General features: G+C 48.3%; 14 protein-coding genes. 7 read left to right on the top strand and 7 right to left on the bottom strand.

Going from position 1 to position 17742, the window contains the following annotated elements:
• Positions 1-128 precede the first annotated feature (128 nt).
• From rfbC to Absy_RS02840, 6 genes are all read left to right on the top strand, one after another.
• Positions 129-683, top strand: coding sequence for a dTDP-4-dehydrorhamnose 3,5-epimerase (rfbC, locus tag Absy_RS02865; RefSeq protein ID WP_048853232.1), 555 nt, complete (start codon positions 129-131; stop codon positions 681-683).
• Entirely contained in the window at positions 680-1627 is a 948-nt protein-coding gene (gene rfbD, locus Absy_RS02860) for a dTDP-4-dehydrorhamnose reductase (RefSeq protein WP_048853231.1), read from the top strand. Before rfbC ends, rfbD begins: the two co-directional genes overlap by 4 nt.
• 164 nt (positions 1628-1791) lie before the next feature.
• Positions 1792-2850, top strand: a complete 1059-nt coding sequence (gene rfbB, locus Absy_RS02855) for a dTDP-glucose 4,6-dehydratase (protein ID WP_048853230.1) — start codon at positions 1792-1794, stop codon at positions 2848-2850.
• A gap of 17 nt (positions 2851-2867) precedes the next feature.
• The gene (gene rfbA, locus Absy_RS02850; protein WP_084596855.1) at positions 2868-3743 is read left to right on the top strand and encodes a glucose-1-phosphate thymidylyltransferase RfbA; all 876 of its coding nucleotides are present in this window, start codon (positions 2868-2870) and stop codon (positions 3741-3743) included.
• Positions 3744-4142: 399 nt separating this feature from the next.
• Entirely contained in the window at positions 4143-4871 is a 729-nt protein-coding gene (locus Absy_RS02845; protein WP_158319838.1) for an ABC transporter permease, read from the top strand.
• Between the two features lie 108 nt (positions 4872-4979).
• On the top strand, positions 4980-5618 hold the full coding sequence (locus Absy_RS02840; protein ID WP_408735013.1) for an ABC transporter ATP-binding protein: 639 nt from the start codon (positions 4980-4982) through the stop codon (positions 5616-5618).
• A gap of 319 nt (positions 5619-5937) precedes the next feature.
• Here the strand turns inward: Absy_RS02840 and Absy_RS02835 are convergent, their stop codons facing one another.
• Complete coding sequence (locus tag Absy_RS02835; RefSeq protein WP_048853225.1) at positions 5938-6840, bottom strand: glycosyltransferase family 2 protein; 903 nt, start codon at positions 6838-6840, stop codon at positions 5938-5940.
• Positions 6841-7262: 422 nt separating this feature from the next.
• Between Absy_RS02835 and Absy_RS02830 the strand changes: the two genes are divergently transcribed.
• Positions 7263-9221, top strand: a complete 1959-nt coding sequence (locus tag Absy_RS02830) for a DUF4422 domain-containing protein (protein WP_084596829.1) — start codon at positions 7263-7265, stop codon at positions 9219-9221.
• Between the two features lie 80 nt (positions 9222-9301).
• On the opposite strand, the gene Absy_RS02825 is transcribed toward Absy_RS02830, so the two are convergent.
• The 6 genes from Absy_RS02825 to Absy_RS02800 form a co-directional block, all read right to left on the bottom strand.
• Positions 9302-10447, bottom strand: coding sequence for an AGE family epimerase/isomerase (locus Absy_RS02825; protein ID WP_048853223.1), 1146 nt, complete (start codon positions 10445-10447; stop codon positions 9302-9304).
• A gap of 18 nt (positions 10448-10465) precedes the next feature.
• Positions 10466-11923: a D-glycero-beta-D-manno-heptose-7-phosphate kinase gene (gene rfaE1 / locus Absy_RS02820; RefSeq protein WP_048853378.1), complete on the bottom strand. Its 1458-nt coding sequence runs from the start codon at positions 11921-11923 to the stop codon at positions 10466-10468.
• A gap of 6 nt (positions 11924-11929) precedes the next feature.
• Positions 11930-12937: an ADP-glyceromanno-heptose 6-epimerase gene (rfaD, locus tag Absy_RS02815; RefSeq protein WP_048853222.1), complete on the bottom strand. Its 1008-nt coding sequence runs from the start codon at positions 12935-12937 to the stop codon at positions 11930-11932.
• Between the two features lie 689 nt (positions 12938-13626).
• Positions 13627-14595 carry an NAD-dependent epimerase/dehydratase family protein gene (locus Absy_RS02810; protein WP_048853221.1) on the bottom strand — a complete coding sequence of 323 codons (969 nt, stop codon included), beginning with the start codon at positions 14593-14595 and terminating at the stop codon, positions 13627-13629.
• 8 nt (positions 14596-14603) lie between these two features.
• The gene (gene glf, locus Absy_RS02805; RefSeq protein WP_048853220.1) at positions 14604-15752 is read right to left on the bottom strand and encodes a UDP-galactopyranose mutase; all 1149 of its coding nucleotides are present in this window, start codon (positions 15750-15752) and stop codon (positions 14604-14606) included.
• Positions 15752-17617, bottom strand: a complete 1866-nt coding sequence (locus Absy_RS02800; protein ID WP_048853219.1) for a DUF4422 domain-containing protein — start codon at positions 17615-17617, stop codon at positions 15752-15754. The genes glf and Absy_RS02800 overlap by 1 nt, the downstream gene beginning before the upstream one ends.
• Positions 17618-17742: the final 125 nt, after the last annotated feature.

Genomic DNA, 17742 nt, shown 5'->3' with positions numbered 1-17742 from the left:
ACGTCTCCCACTTACACCGGCATTCAGGCCAACGGCGCTTTTACAAAAAAGTAAACTCTTTAGCCATGCCACCAAACCGTCTTACCTTTCCACTTTTTGAACCAAAAACAATCTGATACAGTTTTCCGATGAATGTGCAGCGCCTCTCTATCCCAGACGTCATCTTAATTACGCCACATCAATACGATGACCCTCGCGGCTGCTTTTTTGAAACATACAATCAGCACCGCTACCGGGAAATGGGCATAGACGCCACTTTTGTACAAGACAATCACAGTATTTCCCATTCCAAGGGGATTGTGCGTGGCCTGCACTGCCAGCTTGCCCCTTATGCTCAGGGTAAGCTGGTCCGCTGTACGCACGGACGCATATGGGATGTTGCAGTGGACATCCGCCCCGGCTCAGCCACCTTTGGGCAGTGGGTCACGTCCGAGCTTTCCGCACAGAACCGCGCACAGCTATGGATTCCCCCCGGTTTTCTGCACGGGTTCTGCACCCTGACAGATGGGGCCGAAGTGCAGTACAAATGCACGGATTTTTATAACCGGGATGCAGAGCGCGTTATTCGGTGGAACAGTCAGAAACTGGGCATAACATGGCCTGTAAGCGAACAGGATGCCCTTCTGTCTGATAAAGACCAGCAGGCCCCCGACTTTGCCGCCGTTAAAGACTGGTCTGTATGACCGGAGCTGAATACGGCATACAACCAGCCCTTATCCCCCACGGCAAACCCATTCTGGTTACAGGTCTGCACGGGCAGCTCGCACAGGCACTGGCTGCACAGGGAGGGCCACGCATACGCCTTGCTGGCCGCCCCGAGCTTGACTTTGACCACCCAGCCACACTGGCCACAACGGTTGCACGCGTAGCCCCCGCCGCCATTATTAACGCCGCAGCATGGACCCATGTTGATCTGGCGGAAAGCGAACCGGCGGCCGCGACCAGAGCCAACCGCGATGCCCCCCACACGCTGGCACGCCTTTGCGCCGAGCGGGGCATTCCACTGCTGCACATTTCCACCGATTACGTATTTGATGGCCTTAAAGGCACCCCTTACACGGAGAGCGACCCCACCTCCCCCCGTTGTGTTTATGGCCGCACCAAAGCCGAGGGGGAGGAAGCCGTGCTGCGCACCCATGCGCAAAGCATTGTTTTACGCACGGCATGGGTCTACTCCGCCCATAGCAAAAACTTTGTCCGCTCCATTCTCAATGCCGGGCAGCAGCAGCCACAACTCCGCGTGGTGGACGACCAGAGGGGAAACCCGACCAGCGCGGATGATCTGGCGTGGACGATTCTGCGCATCCTCTGCCAAATCGAACACACGGGCTGGCAGGAGCGTTACGCGGGTCTTGTTCATGCCTGTGGCACAGGGGATGCAAGCTGGTATGAGCTTGCTGTTCAAACCTTTAAAGCCGCAGCCCGCCACGGCCTTACAGCGCCCGATATTGTGCCCATTGCCACCAAAGACTGGCCAACAGCAGCCCCCCGCCCGGCAGATACGCGGCTGAATACTGGCAGGCTCCACCAGACTTTCGGCCTGACCCTGCCCCATTGGCAGGGCAGCCTGCACAACACTGTTCATCAAATATTAAGCACCTCCCCCCAAAAAGAGGCGCAGAACTAACACTCCGGAACAACACCCATGTATCAGGCTGGATAATCTGCCGTTATAGATATATAAATTCCAAAATATTTCTGTTACAGACTGAACAATCTTTATGTGGACTGGGACTGCTTTCCCTTTGGCAAAGTGGATGGCTGCCTCTTAATTTTTTCTTGAGGTGATATGTGCGTATCCTGCTAACCGGTGGATGTGGATTTATAGGATCCGCCGTTATCCGACACATTATTCAATCAACCAACCATTCGGTGCTGAACGTAGACTGCATGACCTATGCAGCCTCGCCCGAAACAATCGAAAACTCTGCCCAGAGTGAGCGTTACAGCTTTTCCAAAACCAATATTGTCGATACCGCCAGCCTGAATACGCTTTTTGATACCTTCCGCCCCGATGCGGTCATGCACCTGGCGGCAGAAAGTCACGTCGATCGCTCGATTGATTCGCCCGATGTGTTTATCCAGACCAATGTGGTCGGCACCCATTCCATGCTGGAAGCCGCACGCCGTTACTGGCAGACACTCGACCGCGAGGACCAGAAGGCTTTCCGCTTCCACCACATTTCCACCGATGAAGTGTTTGGTGCCCTCTCCCTCGATGATCCTCCCTTTACGGAAACCACCCCATACGACCCCCGCAGCCCCTATTCGGCCAGCAAGGCGGCATCCGACCATCTGGTGCGGGCGTGGTACCATACCTACGGGCTTCCAACCTTTGTTACCAACACGACCAATAACTACGGGATCTGGCATTTCCCCGAAAAACTGATCCCGCTCATTACCATCAATGCCATTGAAGGGCAGGACCTGCCCGTTTACGGCAAAGGGGACAACATCCGGGACTGGCTGTTTGTGGAAGACCACGCCAAGGCACTGATCCGCGCTGTAGAACGTGGCCAACCCGGCGAAACCTACGCCATTGGCGCACGCCAGCCCCGCACCAATCTGGAAGTCGTGCAGACCATCTGCCGGATTCTGGACGAGCTTGCTCCACAAGAGCAGGGACCGCGTGAACGTCTGATACGCTATGTGACAGACAGACCGGGCCATGACTTCCGTTATGAGATTGACCCATCTCATGCCGAGCAGGCACTGGACTGGAAAGCCGAACATAATTTTGAAAGCGGAATCCGGCGTACCATTCAATGGTATCTGGCAAACCGGACATGGTGGGAAAGCATTCGGGCCCGCCGCTATACTGGACAAAGGCTTGGTATTAAAAACTCATGACAAATAGCACCCCCCCCATGAAAGGTATTCTGCTGGCTGGCGGCGCAGGCACACGGCTGCACCCGCTGACTCTGGCCATGAGCAAGCAATTGCTGCCAGTGTATGACAAGCCAATGGTCTATTACCCGCTGTCCACGCTGATGCTCGCCGGTATCCGGGACATCATGATCATCAGCACACCGCAGGATATTCCGCTGTTCAAACGCCTGTTGGGCGATGGCTCCCAGTTTGGGGTAACGTTTGAATACCGCACCCAGAGCTCGCCCGACGGTATTCCGCAGGCATTCCTGATTGCGGCGGACTGGCTGGATGGCTCCCCCTGTGCACTGGCACTGGGTGATAACCTGATTTTTGCCGACCATCTGAGCGCCATTCTCAAACAGGCGACCCAGCGCACAATCGGCGCGACGGTTTTTGCCTATCAGGTCCGTGACCCCGAACGTTATGGGGTGATCACGTTTGATACGGAAGGCCGCGCGCTGGATATTATTGAAAAGCCAGCCGACCCGGCCTCCAACTGGGCCGTAACCGGGCTGTATTTTTATGACCATCGCGTGCTGGAATTTTCTCGCAAGCTGCGCCCTTCCGCACGCGGCGAGTTGGAAATTACAGACCTGAACCGCATGTATCTGGAAGAAGGTAACCTGCAGGTCGAACGGCTGGGCCGCGGCTGCGCATGGCTGGATGCCGGTTTGCCAGACAGCCTGCTAGAAGCCAGCGCCTTTGTGCACACCATTCAGGCCCGGCAGGGAATGCTGGTTGGCTCCCCCACCGAAGTCGCTTACAGAATGGGGTTCATTTCGCGCCAGCAGCTGATTGAACAGGCCCAGAATATTGGCAAAACCGAGCTGGGCCGGGTTCTTATGGACCTCTCCCTGCGCGACCGTTCCTGAACACCTGCCATCAACCCACGCCACTGTGGGTTGCGTAACAGGTAGCCCCAGTCTCCACCATGCCGCCATTGGCCCAGCATGGTGGGGCCTTTACCCCCCACAATCATATCGATCTTTTGCGGACCAAGTGCTCTGGGTGCCTGCCCACGCCCCTTTGGGCCTGCCTGCTCTGCTTTTTGACCACGCAGACTGCTGGAACACTCCCTTGCCGCACAAAAACCAGAAATGCCCTTTATTCCAAGGGTCTAAAATCTACTCAGATACATGACACATGGCTGATGCGTGCTATATGGCTTACGTATATGTATTTTTCTCGGAATGGAAATGTTTAAAAAAACACCTTTCTATATCGGCCTGCAAGACATTGTTGAGGCACTACATGGGTACTGGCTGCCCTGTATGCTCGCCTGGCAGGACATTTCCATCCGTTACAAACGCTCCCGGCTTGGCCAGTTCTGGCTGACCATTAACACGCTCATTTACATCTCAACACTCGGCATTATTTTTGGCAGTCTGTTCCGGTTTAACCTTTTGGAATATTTGCCCAATATTTCTGCCAGTGTTCTCATGTGGAACTTTATGAACGCCTCCATAACGGAAGGCTCCATGTCCTTTATCAGCTCTGAAAATATTATTCTTCAGGTCAAGCTGCCATTTTTTACTTATATTATAAGAACATTAATCCGGAACTTTATCGCATTCTGCCACAATATTGTTATCTTCCCGTTTATCTGCCTATGTGTCGGATATAAAATAAATTTTTACGCTTTTTTATCCATTTTCGGGCTGCTGATCGTCTTTCTCAATCTCAGCTGGATCTGCATTATTGCCGCGGTATTCTGCACCCGCTTCCGTGACCTTCAGCAAATCATCATCAGTATTATGCAAATTCTTTTTTACGTCACACCTGTTGTGTGGAGCGTTAAGGCATTTCCACCCAATTTTTCACCTTTAATGCTGACCCTGAACCCGTTTTACAATTTCATCAACGTTGTGAAAATGCCCCTGCTGGGGTACGCTCCGGCGGCATCTGAATGGATGTTCTGCTGTGGCCTTGCAGTCGTTGGGTGGTGCGCTGCACTCTACACCCTTGGAAAATACAAACGTAGAATAGCTTACTGGTTATAAAAAATGGCCTTTATTACCCTGGAACATGTTGGCGTCGAGTTTCCTATTTTCAATGCTCAAGGCCGGTCATTGAAAAATACCATTCTGAGCTTTGCAACTGGTGGGCAGATTGAAAAAGGCAAGGGCAATACAGTTGTCGTAAAAAGCCTACAGGATATTTCTCTCTCCCTTGTTCACGGGGACCGGGTTGGGTTGGTGGGCCATAATGGAGCTGGCAAAACCACTTTGCTGCGCGTGATTTCGGGCATTTACATCCCCACATCTGGCGTGTGCGAAGTAGAGGGGCGGTGTGTTTCGCTCATCAATATTCACCTTGGCATTAACCATGAAGAAACAGGCCGCTCCAACATCAAGCTTCGTGCGGCCATGATGGGGCTGAAGCCCAAACAGATTGAAGAAAAAATGGAAGAAATTGCCGAATTTTGCGAATTGGGCGATTTTCTGGATATGCCGTTCAGAACATATTCTTCCGGGATGCAAATGCGGCTTGCCTTTGCCACCTCCACCTCGATCGACCCGGATATTCTGATCATGGATGAGTGGCTATCCACCGGCGATGAGAACTTTAAGGTCCGCGCCAATGAACGCATGAAATCTCTTGTAGACAAAACAAAAATTCTTGTTCTGGCAAGTCATTCACGCAGTATGCTTGAGCAGAACTGCAACAAGATTATCTGGTTGGAACACGGACGAATCAAAGCGATTGGCGAACCCCAACCCATTCTGGATGCTTATTTTTCCCATTAACATCAGGGAAGGCATGACCAGCTTGCCATGACCAAAAGCCATGCTGGACTGGTTATATCTTGCACATAAAAACAGGTCGGGGTCTGACGCCACAAGACCCAGACGCTCCGACCTGACTGTTAGCAAAAAATGTTATTCCGCCAAGACAAAGCGCGGAGGATGCGCGGCAAAAGCTTCGACCTGCTCCAACACAGAATATGGAAACTGCAAAAAAGAGCGTGTAAACATGCTTTACGAAATTTTTGAAACCATCTGCATGGGCAATACCCTCAACCCCTTTGAATAAACTTAATAAAATAACAGGCGGACACGACCGCGCTTACCGTGGCAATGGACCACCCCGCCCTGCAAGACCATCCCTTACGCCATCAAGCATCAGACGCAAACGACGAAGCTTATGATCCCCGAAAAGGGAGAAAACGATCAGAAAAATAAATATTCGTTTTATGAAAAATATAAACCATGAGGCTTTGATGACTTTTGTTCTGGAGATGAGAATGGAATTTCTTATATAATAATAATCTCGTTCCGGAGAATGCAGGGTTACAGACCCCAAGGGAGTTTTTATCTTTTTATCCCCCAGAGTGTGCTGCATAATATATTCAAAACTTTGAAAATTCTTATATCCCAGATAATTCGCCCTTAAACCCCATTCAACATCAACCAGGTCTATAAACAGTCTCTCATCCATCAGCCCCACATCTTTAAGGGCCTCAACAGAGAGTAAAGACCCCGACGCTACAGTAAAATCCACCTCAAACAGTTTTTGCTGCGTATAATCAACCTGCTTTTTACAAAGCATTATGCCCTGCGTGTACCAGACGGCACTCACCATGTTATCGTGCGTGTTTTGATACGCACAGCATAAGGAGCCAATTTTAGTATTGTTCTTTTTTATTTGCTCATACTCATGGCATAAATACTGCACACACCCATCAGCCATAATCGTATCATGGTCCATCAACAGGATATAATGGCATCCCTGCTGAATAGCTTTTTGGATACCAATATTCTGCGCATAGGCGATCCCTTTATTAACCGGCAAGGCAACAAGTTCTGCACCATAAGAACGAGCAACATCCGTAATACTCTGAATATTTTTCGATCCATTATCAACAACAATAAGTTGATCGACCTGCCCGCACACACTGGCAATGGTTTTATGTAGTATTTCTATTTGCGTATTGTATGTTACCAAAACGGAGTGGATAATATTATTCATAATTTATTCTATTCTCCACATCCTTCTCTTCAAAAAAACCAAAGAGAAAGCTTTTGATCATTCGTTTATGTGAATATAAAAAATCCCACTCAAAGGCAAGAATACCACACCCGTTATTTTTGGTAAGAAAACATAACCCCAGAAACAATGAGAAACTATTCTTGTTAAGATAGCTAGACTGCCTGAGTGTAGCGCGACTCTAATTATTTTAAGATTTATGTAATAAAACTGTTATTTTTAAAACAAATTTTAATATAAAGGGAAAAATGCCCTTATGTCCAGTACAATTTGTGCATGGAACCCCTTGCGTAAACAGGCTTTTTTTTATGGACTTCAGGCTAGCCTCCCATATGGCTTCCGGTATAGAATAAGATAAGAGTAATTTATGCAAGTCCACTTTGGGATCCAATGAGTGTAATCCGATGAATTGTACAACTATTTACGTTGGTTATTTCAACACTTCACATATTTTTAAATCTGATGTGTTGCAGCCTATTCAGCTAGGTCGTGCAAAAGCAAAATTCGAGCTTGATATGCTCGGCGACAATACAGGACCGAACATATCAAAAAAAAATGACCAGTATTGCGAACTGACAGCCCATTACTGGGCCTGGAAGAACGACAAAACATCGGACAACATCGGTTTATTCCACTATCGGCGCCTGTTGGACCTGAAGGCCAACAGTAAACGCCAGCTTAACGTACATGGATTGGTGTACGAACCCGCCGTAACGCCCAATTTTCTGGAACGTTATGACCTGACCCAAAAGCGCGTAGATGCCCTGATGGAGGAGTATGACGCCGTCATTCCTACGCCTTTTGATTTTGGCATGACCTTGGAAAAACAATACCGGACAGCCCCGGACCATCACATTAACGATCTGCAGGCTGCTGGCGATATTATCGACTCGTTTTATCCCGAATATTTTAAATATTTTACAAAAATGATGCGTGGCACTTCGATCTACGCAGGCAATATGTTCATTTTCCGCCGGGATCTGTTTGAAGAATACTCCGAGTGGCTGTTTGATGTGCTGGCCAAGCTGGAACGCCGTATGGACGTATCGGACTATACGCCTTCAGCACGGCGTGCGATTGGTTATATAAGCGAACGCCTGTTTACTGTGTTCATCCTGAAGATGCTCGATGACAAGCAGAGAAAGGTTTACTTTGCTGAGCGGGTGTTCATACAGGATACCAAACCAGTTTTTGATATCCAAAAACCCAAGTCATCCCTCCCCATTACGTCCATTGCCATTGCCTCGGACGAACATTACGTGGCGCATCTGGCGGCATTGCTCGCATCCATTCTGGATAATGCCTCCGGCTCACACTTTCTGGATCTTATTATTCTTGATGGTGGGCTTGGAGACGAAAATAGAAGAATTTTAAACAAAATAGCAAATACAGAAAAATCCTGTATCCGCTACATCAGCATGAAGAATAATATCGAAGATATTCCAACCAATACATATTTTAGACAGGCAACTTTTTTCCGCCTGAAGCTGCCTGAACTTCTTAAAGACTACGACAGCATTGTTTTCCTTGATACAGACCTGATTGTTATGTCTGATATTGCTCCCCTCTTTGATTTTGACTTGGGGAATAATCTGGCCGCTGCTGTTCCCGACCTTGTTGTGCGTGCGTTTATTTCCATGGGTGTGCGCTCCTTGCAGGAAACTGGAGCACTGAGCACGGTCAAATATCTGTCTGATTATTTGGGCATGAAGTCCAGATACCGGGATTATTTTCAATCTGGCGTCATTTACTTCAATCTGAAGGAAATGAGGAAAGAGAACGTTACAAGGAAAATGATCAGGGATCTGATTAACAGACCCTTCTGGTTCCTTGACCAAGATGTTCTTAACAAATACTTCCAGGGCCGCGTAAAGTTCCTGCCATCCAGCATGAACACAGTCGTGATGGATGAACACCACTGGTCCAATCTGTGTAATGAAGATCTCAAATCTTACCAGAATGCCCAGAAAAACCCGCAGATTGTACATTTTGCCGGACACCCCAAACCATGGGATGGGCTGGAGCATCCGTTTTCTAAATATTACTGGTACTATCTGCGTAAAACACCTTACTATGAAACCGTGCTGATGAATGCGTTGTCCCATACCATCGCAGTCAAGCATCCGCCAGCCATGCCGGTAGCACCCATAGCGCCTGCTCCAGTAGCGCCGCCGCCCCCTGCGCCAATTACGGTAGCCCCCATAGCGCCGAATCCTACACCTGTGCAGGCTATTGTTTCCAATGCCAAAAGGTCGCTCCGGTTTTCTATTTTACAAAAATGCTGGCATTTGACCCCCAGCAAGGGGAAAGAAAAAATAAAGCCTTTTGCAACCTTTATGAGAGATCAGTTGATCTCCAAATAAAAAGCGCGCACACAACAAAAACCATCAGCCCTATCTGGCTGATGGTTTTTTACTATCTTGAACGCATTTTCCAGAAATCTTTACAGGAGAGACACACTCTCACGCACTGCACCATAAATATGGTAAAGAGAACTTGCAGGCATGTGATCAACAGCAAGCTGACCATTCTCCGCCCGACGGTCAATCCAGCCTCCATGCAAATGCTCCGGTGCAAAATGCGTGAAGAAAATATGGGTCAGAGTTTTAAACACTCCCGCTTCTGCCCCATTCCCTAAAGCTCTTTTTTGGCGGCAGGCGAGCAGTCGCACCAGTTCAGTCTGCGGCCATATCCGTGTGCTGGCGTGGCTTAACGTGCCATCGTCCAGAATGCCATCACACACGCCATTCTGCTTGAGCCCATAGCGTTGACCAAGCTGGTACAAACGCTCTGCAACGGCCTGTATCCGCTCTTTTTGAGGATCAGTCGGATAAAGCATGATGTAGGTATTGAATAACCATGACCATTCAAACAGATGGCCCGGTTCCACAGGGTTATGCCCCAGATTTTTGCACGGTTGCCAGTCTGCATTAAAAAATTCCAATAGCAGTCCGGATTCCGGCCGCACAAAATACTCCAGTGCTAACGCCACAAGAGCCTGAGCCCGATTCAGATAAAACTGATCTGCCGTAACCTCAAAAAGTGCCAGATAAGCTTCCAGAAGATGCATATGTGGATTTTGCCGCCGTATTGCATCCGGCAAGGGCACGGCATCCCAGAAGCCGCCAACTGGTGCAGCAAAAAGCTTTTCCAGTTCTTCAACCGTTTGTTTTGCAACAACGCGGAGTGCCTCTTCCCCACTCAGGCGGTAAGCCCAGGCATGAGCAAACAGGATAAACGCATGGGCATACAGATCCCTTACCCCATTGGAAGGGGAACCATCTGCCCCAATGGCAAAAACCCAGCCGGGCTGACCATCCGCCCGCCAGTACCGCTTTGTAACTTCGGACAAACAGGTCAAAGCATGGTCAGCAGCATGGAAAAGACCATCGTGTTCGGCCATACAGAATGTGGCAATCTGCCGGGCCTGCACCATAAGCCGCAGATGTGGCACCGCAATGGGGGCTGCATCAAACGTCAAACGTTCATAATAAAAATGGCGGGTCGAATCGTAACCAGCGTGACTCCACAATGGCAGGGCTTGCCCTACCATCCAGTTCTTCCACAAGGCTACATCATGAACCCACATGTTCTGCCACTCAGATTATTATTCTGCCCCGATAGGGTCGTGAGATGACGTAGTAATCTTTTTTACTAGATTGCTGGTTGAGCAGTTATTGACCAAATCGACCAGTTCCACCCGACCACCGGCAGCCTTAACAACATCCCCACCGACCACATTTTCTTCCGTGTAATCCGCTCCTTTAACCAACACATCGGGTTTAAGGGCGGTAATAAGAGCGAGTGGTGTATCCTCCCCAAAAATGACGACCATGTCCACATCACGCAGGGCGGCAATAACGGTGCTCCGCGCCTGCTCATCCTGCACAGGCCGGGTAGGGCCTTTTAAGCGACGCACGGATGCGTCGCTATTCAGCGCCACAACAAGCTTGTCCCCTTTTTGGGCGGCCGCATGAATAAGGGAGACATGCCCCGGGTGCAAAAGGTCAAAGCATCCATTAGTCAACACAACGGATGCCCCGTGCTCCCGCCAGTTTTGCATAATGGCGCAGGCTTGCTCCAGTGTGGCAATAACACCTGTTTTTGGCAGGTCTTTTGTTAATTCCCGGCTCAACTCTGCACGGGTTACAGCTGCTGTACCCAGCTTGCTAACCGCAATGGAAGCCGCGACCGTTGCAATAACAATAGCAACATCCAGATCCTGCCCGGCGGACAGCACACTGCCAAGAGTCGCCACAACTGCATCGCCCGCGCCGGATACATCGTACACTTCAGATTTACGGGCAACTTCGTGCCGGATGTGCCCATTGCGCTGCCACAATGTCATTCCCCGTTCCGAGCGGGTCACCAGCACATCCCCCCCGAACTGGTCGGAGGCAACCTGTGCCGCAGCTTCAACCTCTGCATTGGTGCGCAACGGCAACCCGGTCGCAACGCCCATTTCCGCCAGATTGGGCGTAATTAACGACGCCCCCCGATACGCAGAAAAATCCTTGCGCTTGGGGTCCACAATAACAGGAATATTGTGAGCCCGAGCGGCGTCAATAACAGTCTGCAACACCAGGTCGGACAGTACGCCTTTGGCATAATCCGAACAGATGACAACATCGACCCTATCCAGCGCAGTTTTTGCAGCGGCAATCAGGCTCTGCTTGGTTTTAGCCGAAAAATCAATAATGGTTTCATTATCAATCCGCACAATCTGTTGGTGGCCGCTGATCACCCGGGTTTTGGAAATGGTCGCCCAGTCCTCCTCCTCGACCAGCCCAGTCACATCAATCTGGGGCCATTGCCCAAGAGCCTGCCGCAGCACCGCTGCATTCTTATCAGCCCCAACCACACCAATCAGACTGACCTGGCACCCTAACGCCGCAGCGTTGACCGCCACATTAGCGGCACCTCCAGGAACGGCACGCTGGTGCGACTGACGCAGGATGGGCACCGGCGCTTCTGGCGAAATCCGCTCAACCGAACCAAAAATATACTGGTCCAGCAACAGATCCCCAATAACAAGCAACCGACCAAACTTGAAATTTTCAATCATCATCAATCACGTATTTTTATGATGTGCGTACAGGGACCTTACATAGGCGCCCACACCCTGCGCCACGGAACTAAACACCACATCGCAGCCAGTAGCACGGAGGAGCTGCATATCCGCCTGCGTATAGCACTGGTATTTGCCCCGCAGCATATCCGGAAAAGGAATATAGTTAACCAGCTTCTGCTCGACCATCTGCACCAAGGAAAGAGCAGCAAGGCCCTGCTGCTCGCGGATTGTATTCACAACCGCGCCTGCAATATTATTAAACGGTTCAGCATGACCGGTGCCCAGATTAAAAACACCACTGTGGCCAGGGTGGTCAAAGAACCAGAGTTTTGTCGCCACCAGATCATGAACAGAGATAAAATCGCGCTTCTGCTCGCCCGCGCTGCATTGATCATATTCACCAAACAGTTGCACACAGCCATCGGCCATGAACTGATTGAAGTTGTGGAACGCAACCGATGCCATCCGCCCTTTATGCTGCTCACGCGGGCCATAGACATTAAAATACCGGAAACCCGCCACCTGCGCGGTCAAGCCCGGCAGTGCACGCCGGACCATCTGATCAAACAACAGCTTTGAATACGCATAAACATTAAGCGGTTTTTCGTGCTGCGGCTGCTCACTAAAAACCGTGGATGCTCCATAAACCGCAGCGCTCGAAGCATACAGGAGCCGGGTGCCCGTTTGCTGGCAATAAGCGAGCAGTTTTTTACTGGTCTCAAAATTATTGGCCATCATATAGCGGCCATTCTGCTCTACGGTAGAAGAGCAGGCACCTTCATGAAAAATTGTATCAATATCACCCAAACGCCCAGCAAGCAGGGCATCATAAAAATCGTCTTTATCCAGATAATCGCTGACTGTCAGGTCCGCGAGGTTCAGAGCCTTGCTGCCATTGGTCAGGTTATCCACGGCGATAATATCCGTCAGACCACGCTGGTTAAGCCCGTGTATAATGTTGCTGCCAATAAACCCGGCAGCACCAGTTACAACAATACGGCAAGACATGGCGTTATAAGGCCAAGGAGCAGAAGGGATGAAACAACACGGCTATATGCTCACCTCATAATGTGCCAACGCGCACAACGCCTTAATTTAACATATGGCCGACATTAAAGGCTCCAGCACAAACAGGCAAATGGATTGCACCGCGCATTCAGCCGGATGCTCCAGTCATCAGAAAATAGATCCGCCCCAAACAATATGGGAATATGAAAGTATTATTTATGTTAAATACGGATAAAATAAGAGTTTTAAATTTTGAAAATTACAATATCCTGATAAAAAATAAAATTTATTGATTATATATATAATAATTATCGGATCTATATTTTCTATAATTCACGTATATTTCGTAATTTTTATATACATCCCTATTCTGCGTTATACTGTTCTTTATAGCCTATTGTTGGTATTTTCATACTGCTTACATCGACGACTCTCTGCTCATTAGTGCGGGAAGCTGTTTTAACATTGTATCGACGCCAGAAAAATAAACAGACCAGCACCTAATTCCCGAAGGAAAACTGTTTATTGGAAGAATTATAGCGCAGGTGCATCCTTTGAACACACCGGACACATTTTGACTGAATACCCCCCTGAAGCGCCGGATAAAAAGCATTGTGCGGGGCTTTTGCCAATCCAAACAGCTTGTTTCCGTTAATCAGGAACAGGCCACAGGCTACTCCCGCAAGAGTTCAGGAGAATTCCTTTTTTGCAACCTGCTCATCAGCCAGGCTGGAAATAACCGCTTTAATACCTGCTTCAAAATCAACCTGCGGCGACCAGTTCAGGTACTTCTGGGCTTTGCTAATGTCCAAAATATTTTTTGAAACATCCAAAGAGCGACCGGGTTTATATTCCACCAGAATGTTCTGGCCGATCAGCACCTTTAGTGCATCCACAATATCGTTCAGTCTTGTACCAGTTCCATGACCGATATTAAACACCGTCTCCTGCCCTTGGTAGCAAAGCGCGGCATTGATGGCAGAAGTAACATCATCAATATAAATGTAATCACGCACCACATTACCATCACCCCAGATTTCTATGGGCTTTCCGGTCAGGGCTTTTTCAATAAAGACGGGGACAACACCCTGTATGCGATTACCCGTCTGCCCCGGCCCATAAGGGTTGGAAAGGCGCAGAACTACCGACTGTATGCCGTAGAGTTCCTGAAAAAGATAACAGTATTTCTCAACCGCGAGCTTAACAATACCATATGAGGAAATCGGGTTAGTCGGGTGTGTCTCGCTAATTGGAACATGAATCGGATTACCGTACACCGTTCCACCAGAAGAGAGATAGACAATCTTCCTGATGTTTTGTTCGCGCATAGCCTCCAGCAACTGGACTGTTCCGGCTAGATTACTTTGAATATCAAAAATTTTGTTATTGTTAGATGTGGAGGGGAGTGTTGTTGTTGCAAGGTGAATACAGGTATCGCACCCGGCAAGTGCAGGAAGCAGGTCTTCCTTGCACGTAAAATCTCCGGTCACTATTTTCAGATTAGCCTGATAGCCAAACATATTGTGGATCTGGGCATCAGGCACTTTTGTCCGACTCATAACGCGCACCTTGCAGCCTTGGGCCAAAAGTGAGCGCACGACGTGGCAGCCAATAAAACCTAAACCACCAATGACAAAAATTTCTGAATTCTCTAACATTATTTTTCTTATATCGGTCGATTGAAGAAAACAGGAATATTTTGTGCCTGTCTGTCCAGTTTTATAAATTCACCAGCAGCCTGCAAGGCTTCAGCAATGGCCACATCCATATCCATATATCTGTATGTGGCCAGCCGCCCCATAAAGGTCACGCCTTTTTCCTGATCTGCCATTTCCACGTAGTTGGAAATAACCTTCTCTTCCTCAACAAGACGGATGGGGTAGTACGGGTCATCATCTTTACCACAATAACTGCTGTATTCGTGGAAAATGACCGTATTTTCAAAGTTTTTCCACGGGGTAAAATATTTATGCTCGGTAATCCGGGTGAAGGGGACTTTTTCTTCCGGGTAGCTCATAACCGCACATCCCTGAAAATCGCCAGCATGGTGGCTCCTTTCAAAGCGTAGGGTACGATAACCAAGACGCCCGGCCCTGTGCTGGAACCAGGAGTCGAGCGGGCCGGTATAGAAAACATGGTCAAACCCATGCTCTTCTGCCGCATTAAAATCCCGGTTGAGATGCACCGTTATATTCTCATGCGCAAGAATGCGGTCCACCATTGTGGTATATCCCTCCCGCGGGATACCCTGATACTGATGATTGAAATAATTATCATTGTAATTAAAGCGCACAGGCAAGCGCTTTAAAATAGAGGCAGGCAGCAAGGAGGGATCCATCCCCCACTGCTTGAGCGGATACCCACGGAAAAATGCTTCATACAGATCGCGCCCCAAAAAGCGCAGAGCCTGATCCTCAAAGCTTTTGACCGGCTCGATCGGTTCGCTAATGGATTCAATAAAATCCTTGGCTTCCTGCGGGCTGAAGGTCTTGTTAAAAAATTGATTAATGGTGAGCAGGTTAATAGGTAGGCTAAACACCTTACCCTGCGTGGTTGCTTTGACCTGACAGATATAGGGTGCAAAATCGGCGAACTCATTCACATAATTCCATACGGTCGTATTATCCGTGTGGAAGATATGCGGGCCGTATTCATGCACAAGAATACCCGTTTGCGGGTCGGTTTTTGTGTAACAGTTGCCTGCGGTATGTTGGCGTTTGTCAAAGACTGTCACGTGGTAGCCATTTACGGCCAGTTCACGCGCAACAATTGCGCCGGTTACTCCTGCGCCAATAATCAGGATGTTTTTCCGCACTACTGTTTACCTTTGACAATCTGAATAGCAATAGGATGAATTATCCTCTTAACATCAGGTGGTAATGCACGCCACACCCGGCGCAGAAGATTCCATACAAATCCCGACTGCGGTGCCTTAGTACCCGGTCCGTACAGGGTTGCTTTTTTGTTAACATATTGTTTTAAAACGGTTTCATACCGGTGTGTCTTGCGTGCAAACACCCAGTAATAAAATCCCAGAGGGTGCTCATCATTAATCCAAGGTTTAAGCGCTCCTGCAAAATGCAGAATTTTGGGTGCTTTAAGAGAATCCTCGTAAAGCACTTTATCCGATGCCCCAAGATAAGGCATATTATTTTTATGTATAAATAGAAAATTCCATTGATGGTCCAGAAAGTGGACATCACCTTTTAAGTTTTTATTAAGAACATCCTGATCAAGGAACCAGTATTTTTTTTGCGTAATATCCCGCATCATTTTAGAGGCATAATGGCGCTCTCTCATCAGATCGAGATTGAACAGAATTGTGCCAGCCTGAAAATAATCTTTATAGTCGTCCCCCATTCCCAAGTAATCAGAAATATAGTGCTGCGCGGGAACTCTATTGGCTTCTATAATAGAGGGTGTTTTTTCTCCCACAAAGGAAGCCATGGCAAGGTCGCGGACAGCGGCAATTGCCTTACCCTGCGTATCGGTTGCAAACAGTTCTGTTAAGTCGGATATGACGACCATATCCGTATCAAGGAACAGCACGCGCTGATAGTCTTTAAGAATATCCGGCAGAACAAGTCTGTAGAATGTACTTCTGGTAAAATAGGAATGAACCTTTATATCCAGAAAGTTCTTTGACATATCTACAAATGTAATACGTCCCCTGCCACCATAACTGGCCGGTATTTTTTTCAATATTGTTTTATCGATCTCGGATATTCCACCATCGAGTACAATAAAATCAACAAATGTTGTCTGCTGTGCAGAGTCAAAAATCGAATAAATCAGCGTTGCCAGATGAGGCAGGTAAGCCTGATCGGATGAAGCAACGATAGAAATAACGGACAGGTCGGTTCTTGGAGGCTTTGGGCCACTTGGAATGGCTGCCGTATCCTGAATAAACACCATAGGACGTTCTTTAAAGCGCGTGTGAGGGTGGGTTGCACGTATTTTGAGAATAAATGCCGTAAACAGCCGCTCACTCAAATAACCAATAACGCGCTTTTCCTGCTGGTTATAACCGGACGTATCAATCCGTTTTTCCACCTCTTCCAAAATAGGGAAGACCCATGCACAGTATTCCAGAAAAAGATCGCGCTTAAAAACAAAAATATTGCACGGATACAGTAATGACCCGGAAGCCATTTTTTCAAAAAAAACAACATCATCTGGATACAGATCATGAATAACGGATTTTGCCGCCATAAAATCTTTAATATGGTGGCCTTTTGTTCCTCTGTACTGGTCTTCAAGTGTTTTATACCCGATCCCTTTAACGTTGAACGGTTCCGGGATCACCCCCTCACACTGCGCCAAGACCTGCGCCATATTCTGCCTGGTCAGACCACAATTATTCAAAAAATCATCATCAAGGCGGCCAATACCCGTACCCCCCAATGTTGTATCCCGCTTTTGCGCAGAAGAGGAAAAATCCAAAAAGCGGCGGTAATGCATAAACCCAATGTATTCAGACTGCCGATCGTTCTTCCACGCCCAGTAAACGCCTGTCATTTCGCAATATGATGGATTTTTTTTGGAGATATTTTCGCCAGTATCATCAGCGATCATATCCAATGCAACAGGGGATAAGGCTTTTCCGACCTGAATAGGTTCAAGAACAGAATTGGATATTATTTTGTTGTTGGAAAAATAATTCACATAAATCTTGATCACGTTAAAACCTGCTACCCTTATTTTTCTAATTCTCGATAAGGTCCCATGTAGAGGCTTTATTTTATCTATATTTTTTTATTTTCACTAGAGCATTTTCTAGCCAACACCCACCTATATGCCAGCCC

The sequence above is a fragment of the Acetobacter syzygii genome (assembly GCF_000964225.1).
GTDB classification, from domain to species: Bacteria; Pseudomonadota; Alphaproteobacteria; order Acetobacterales; family Acetobacteraceae; genus Acetobacter; species Acetobacter syzygii.
Note: the sequence above shows the minus strand (reverse complement) of the source record. Positions and strands in the feature narration are given on the sequence as shown.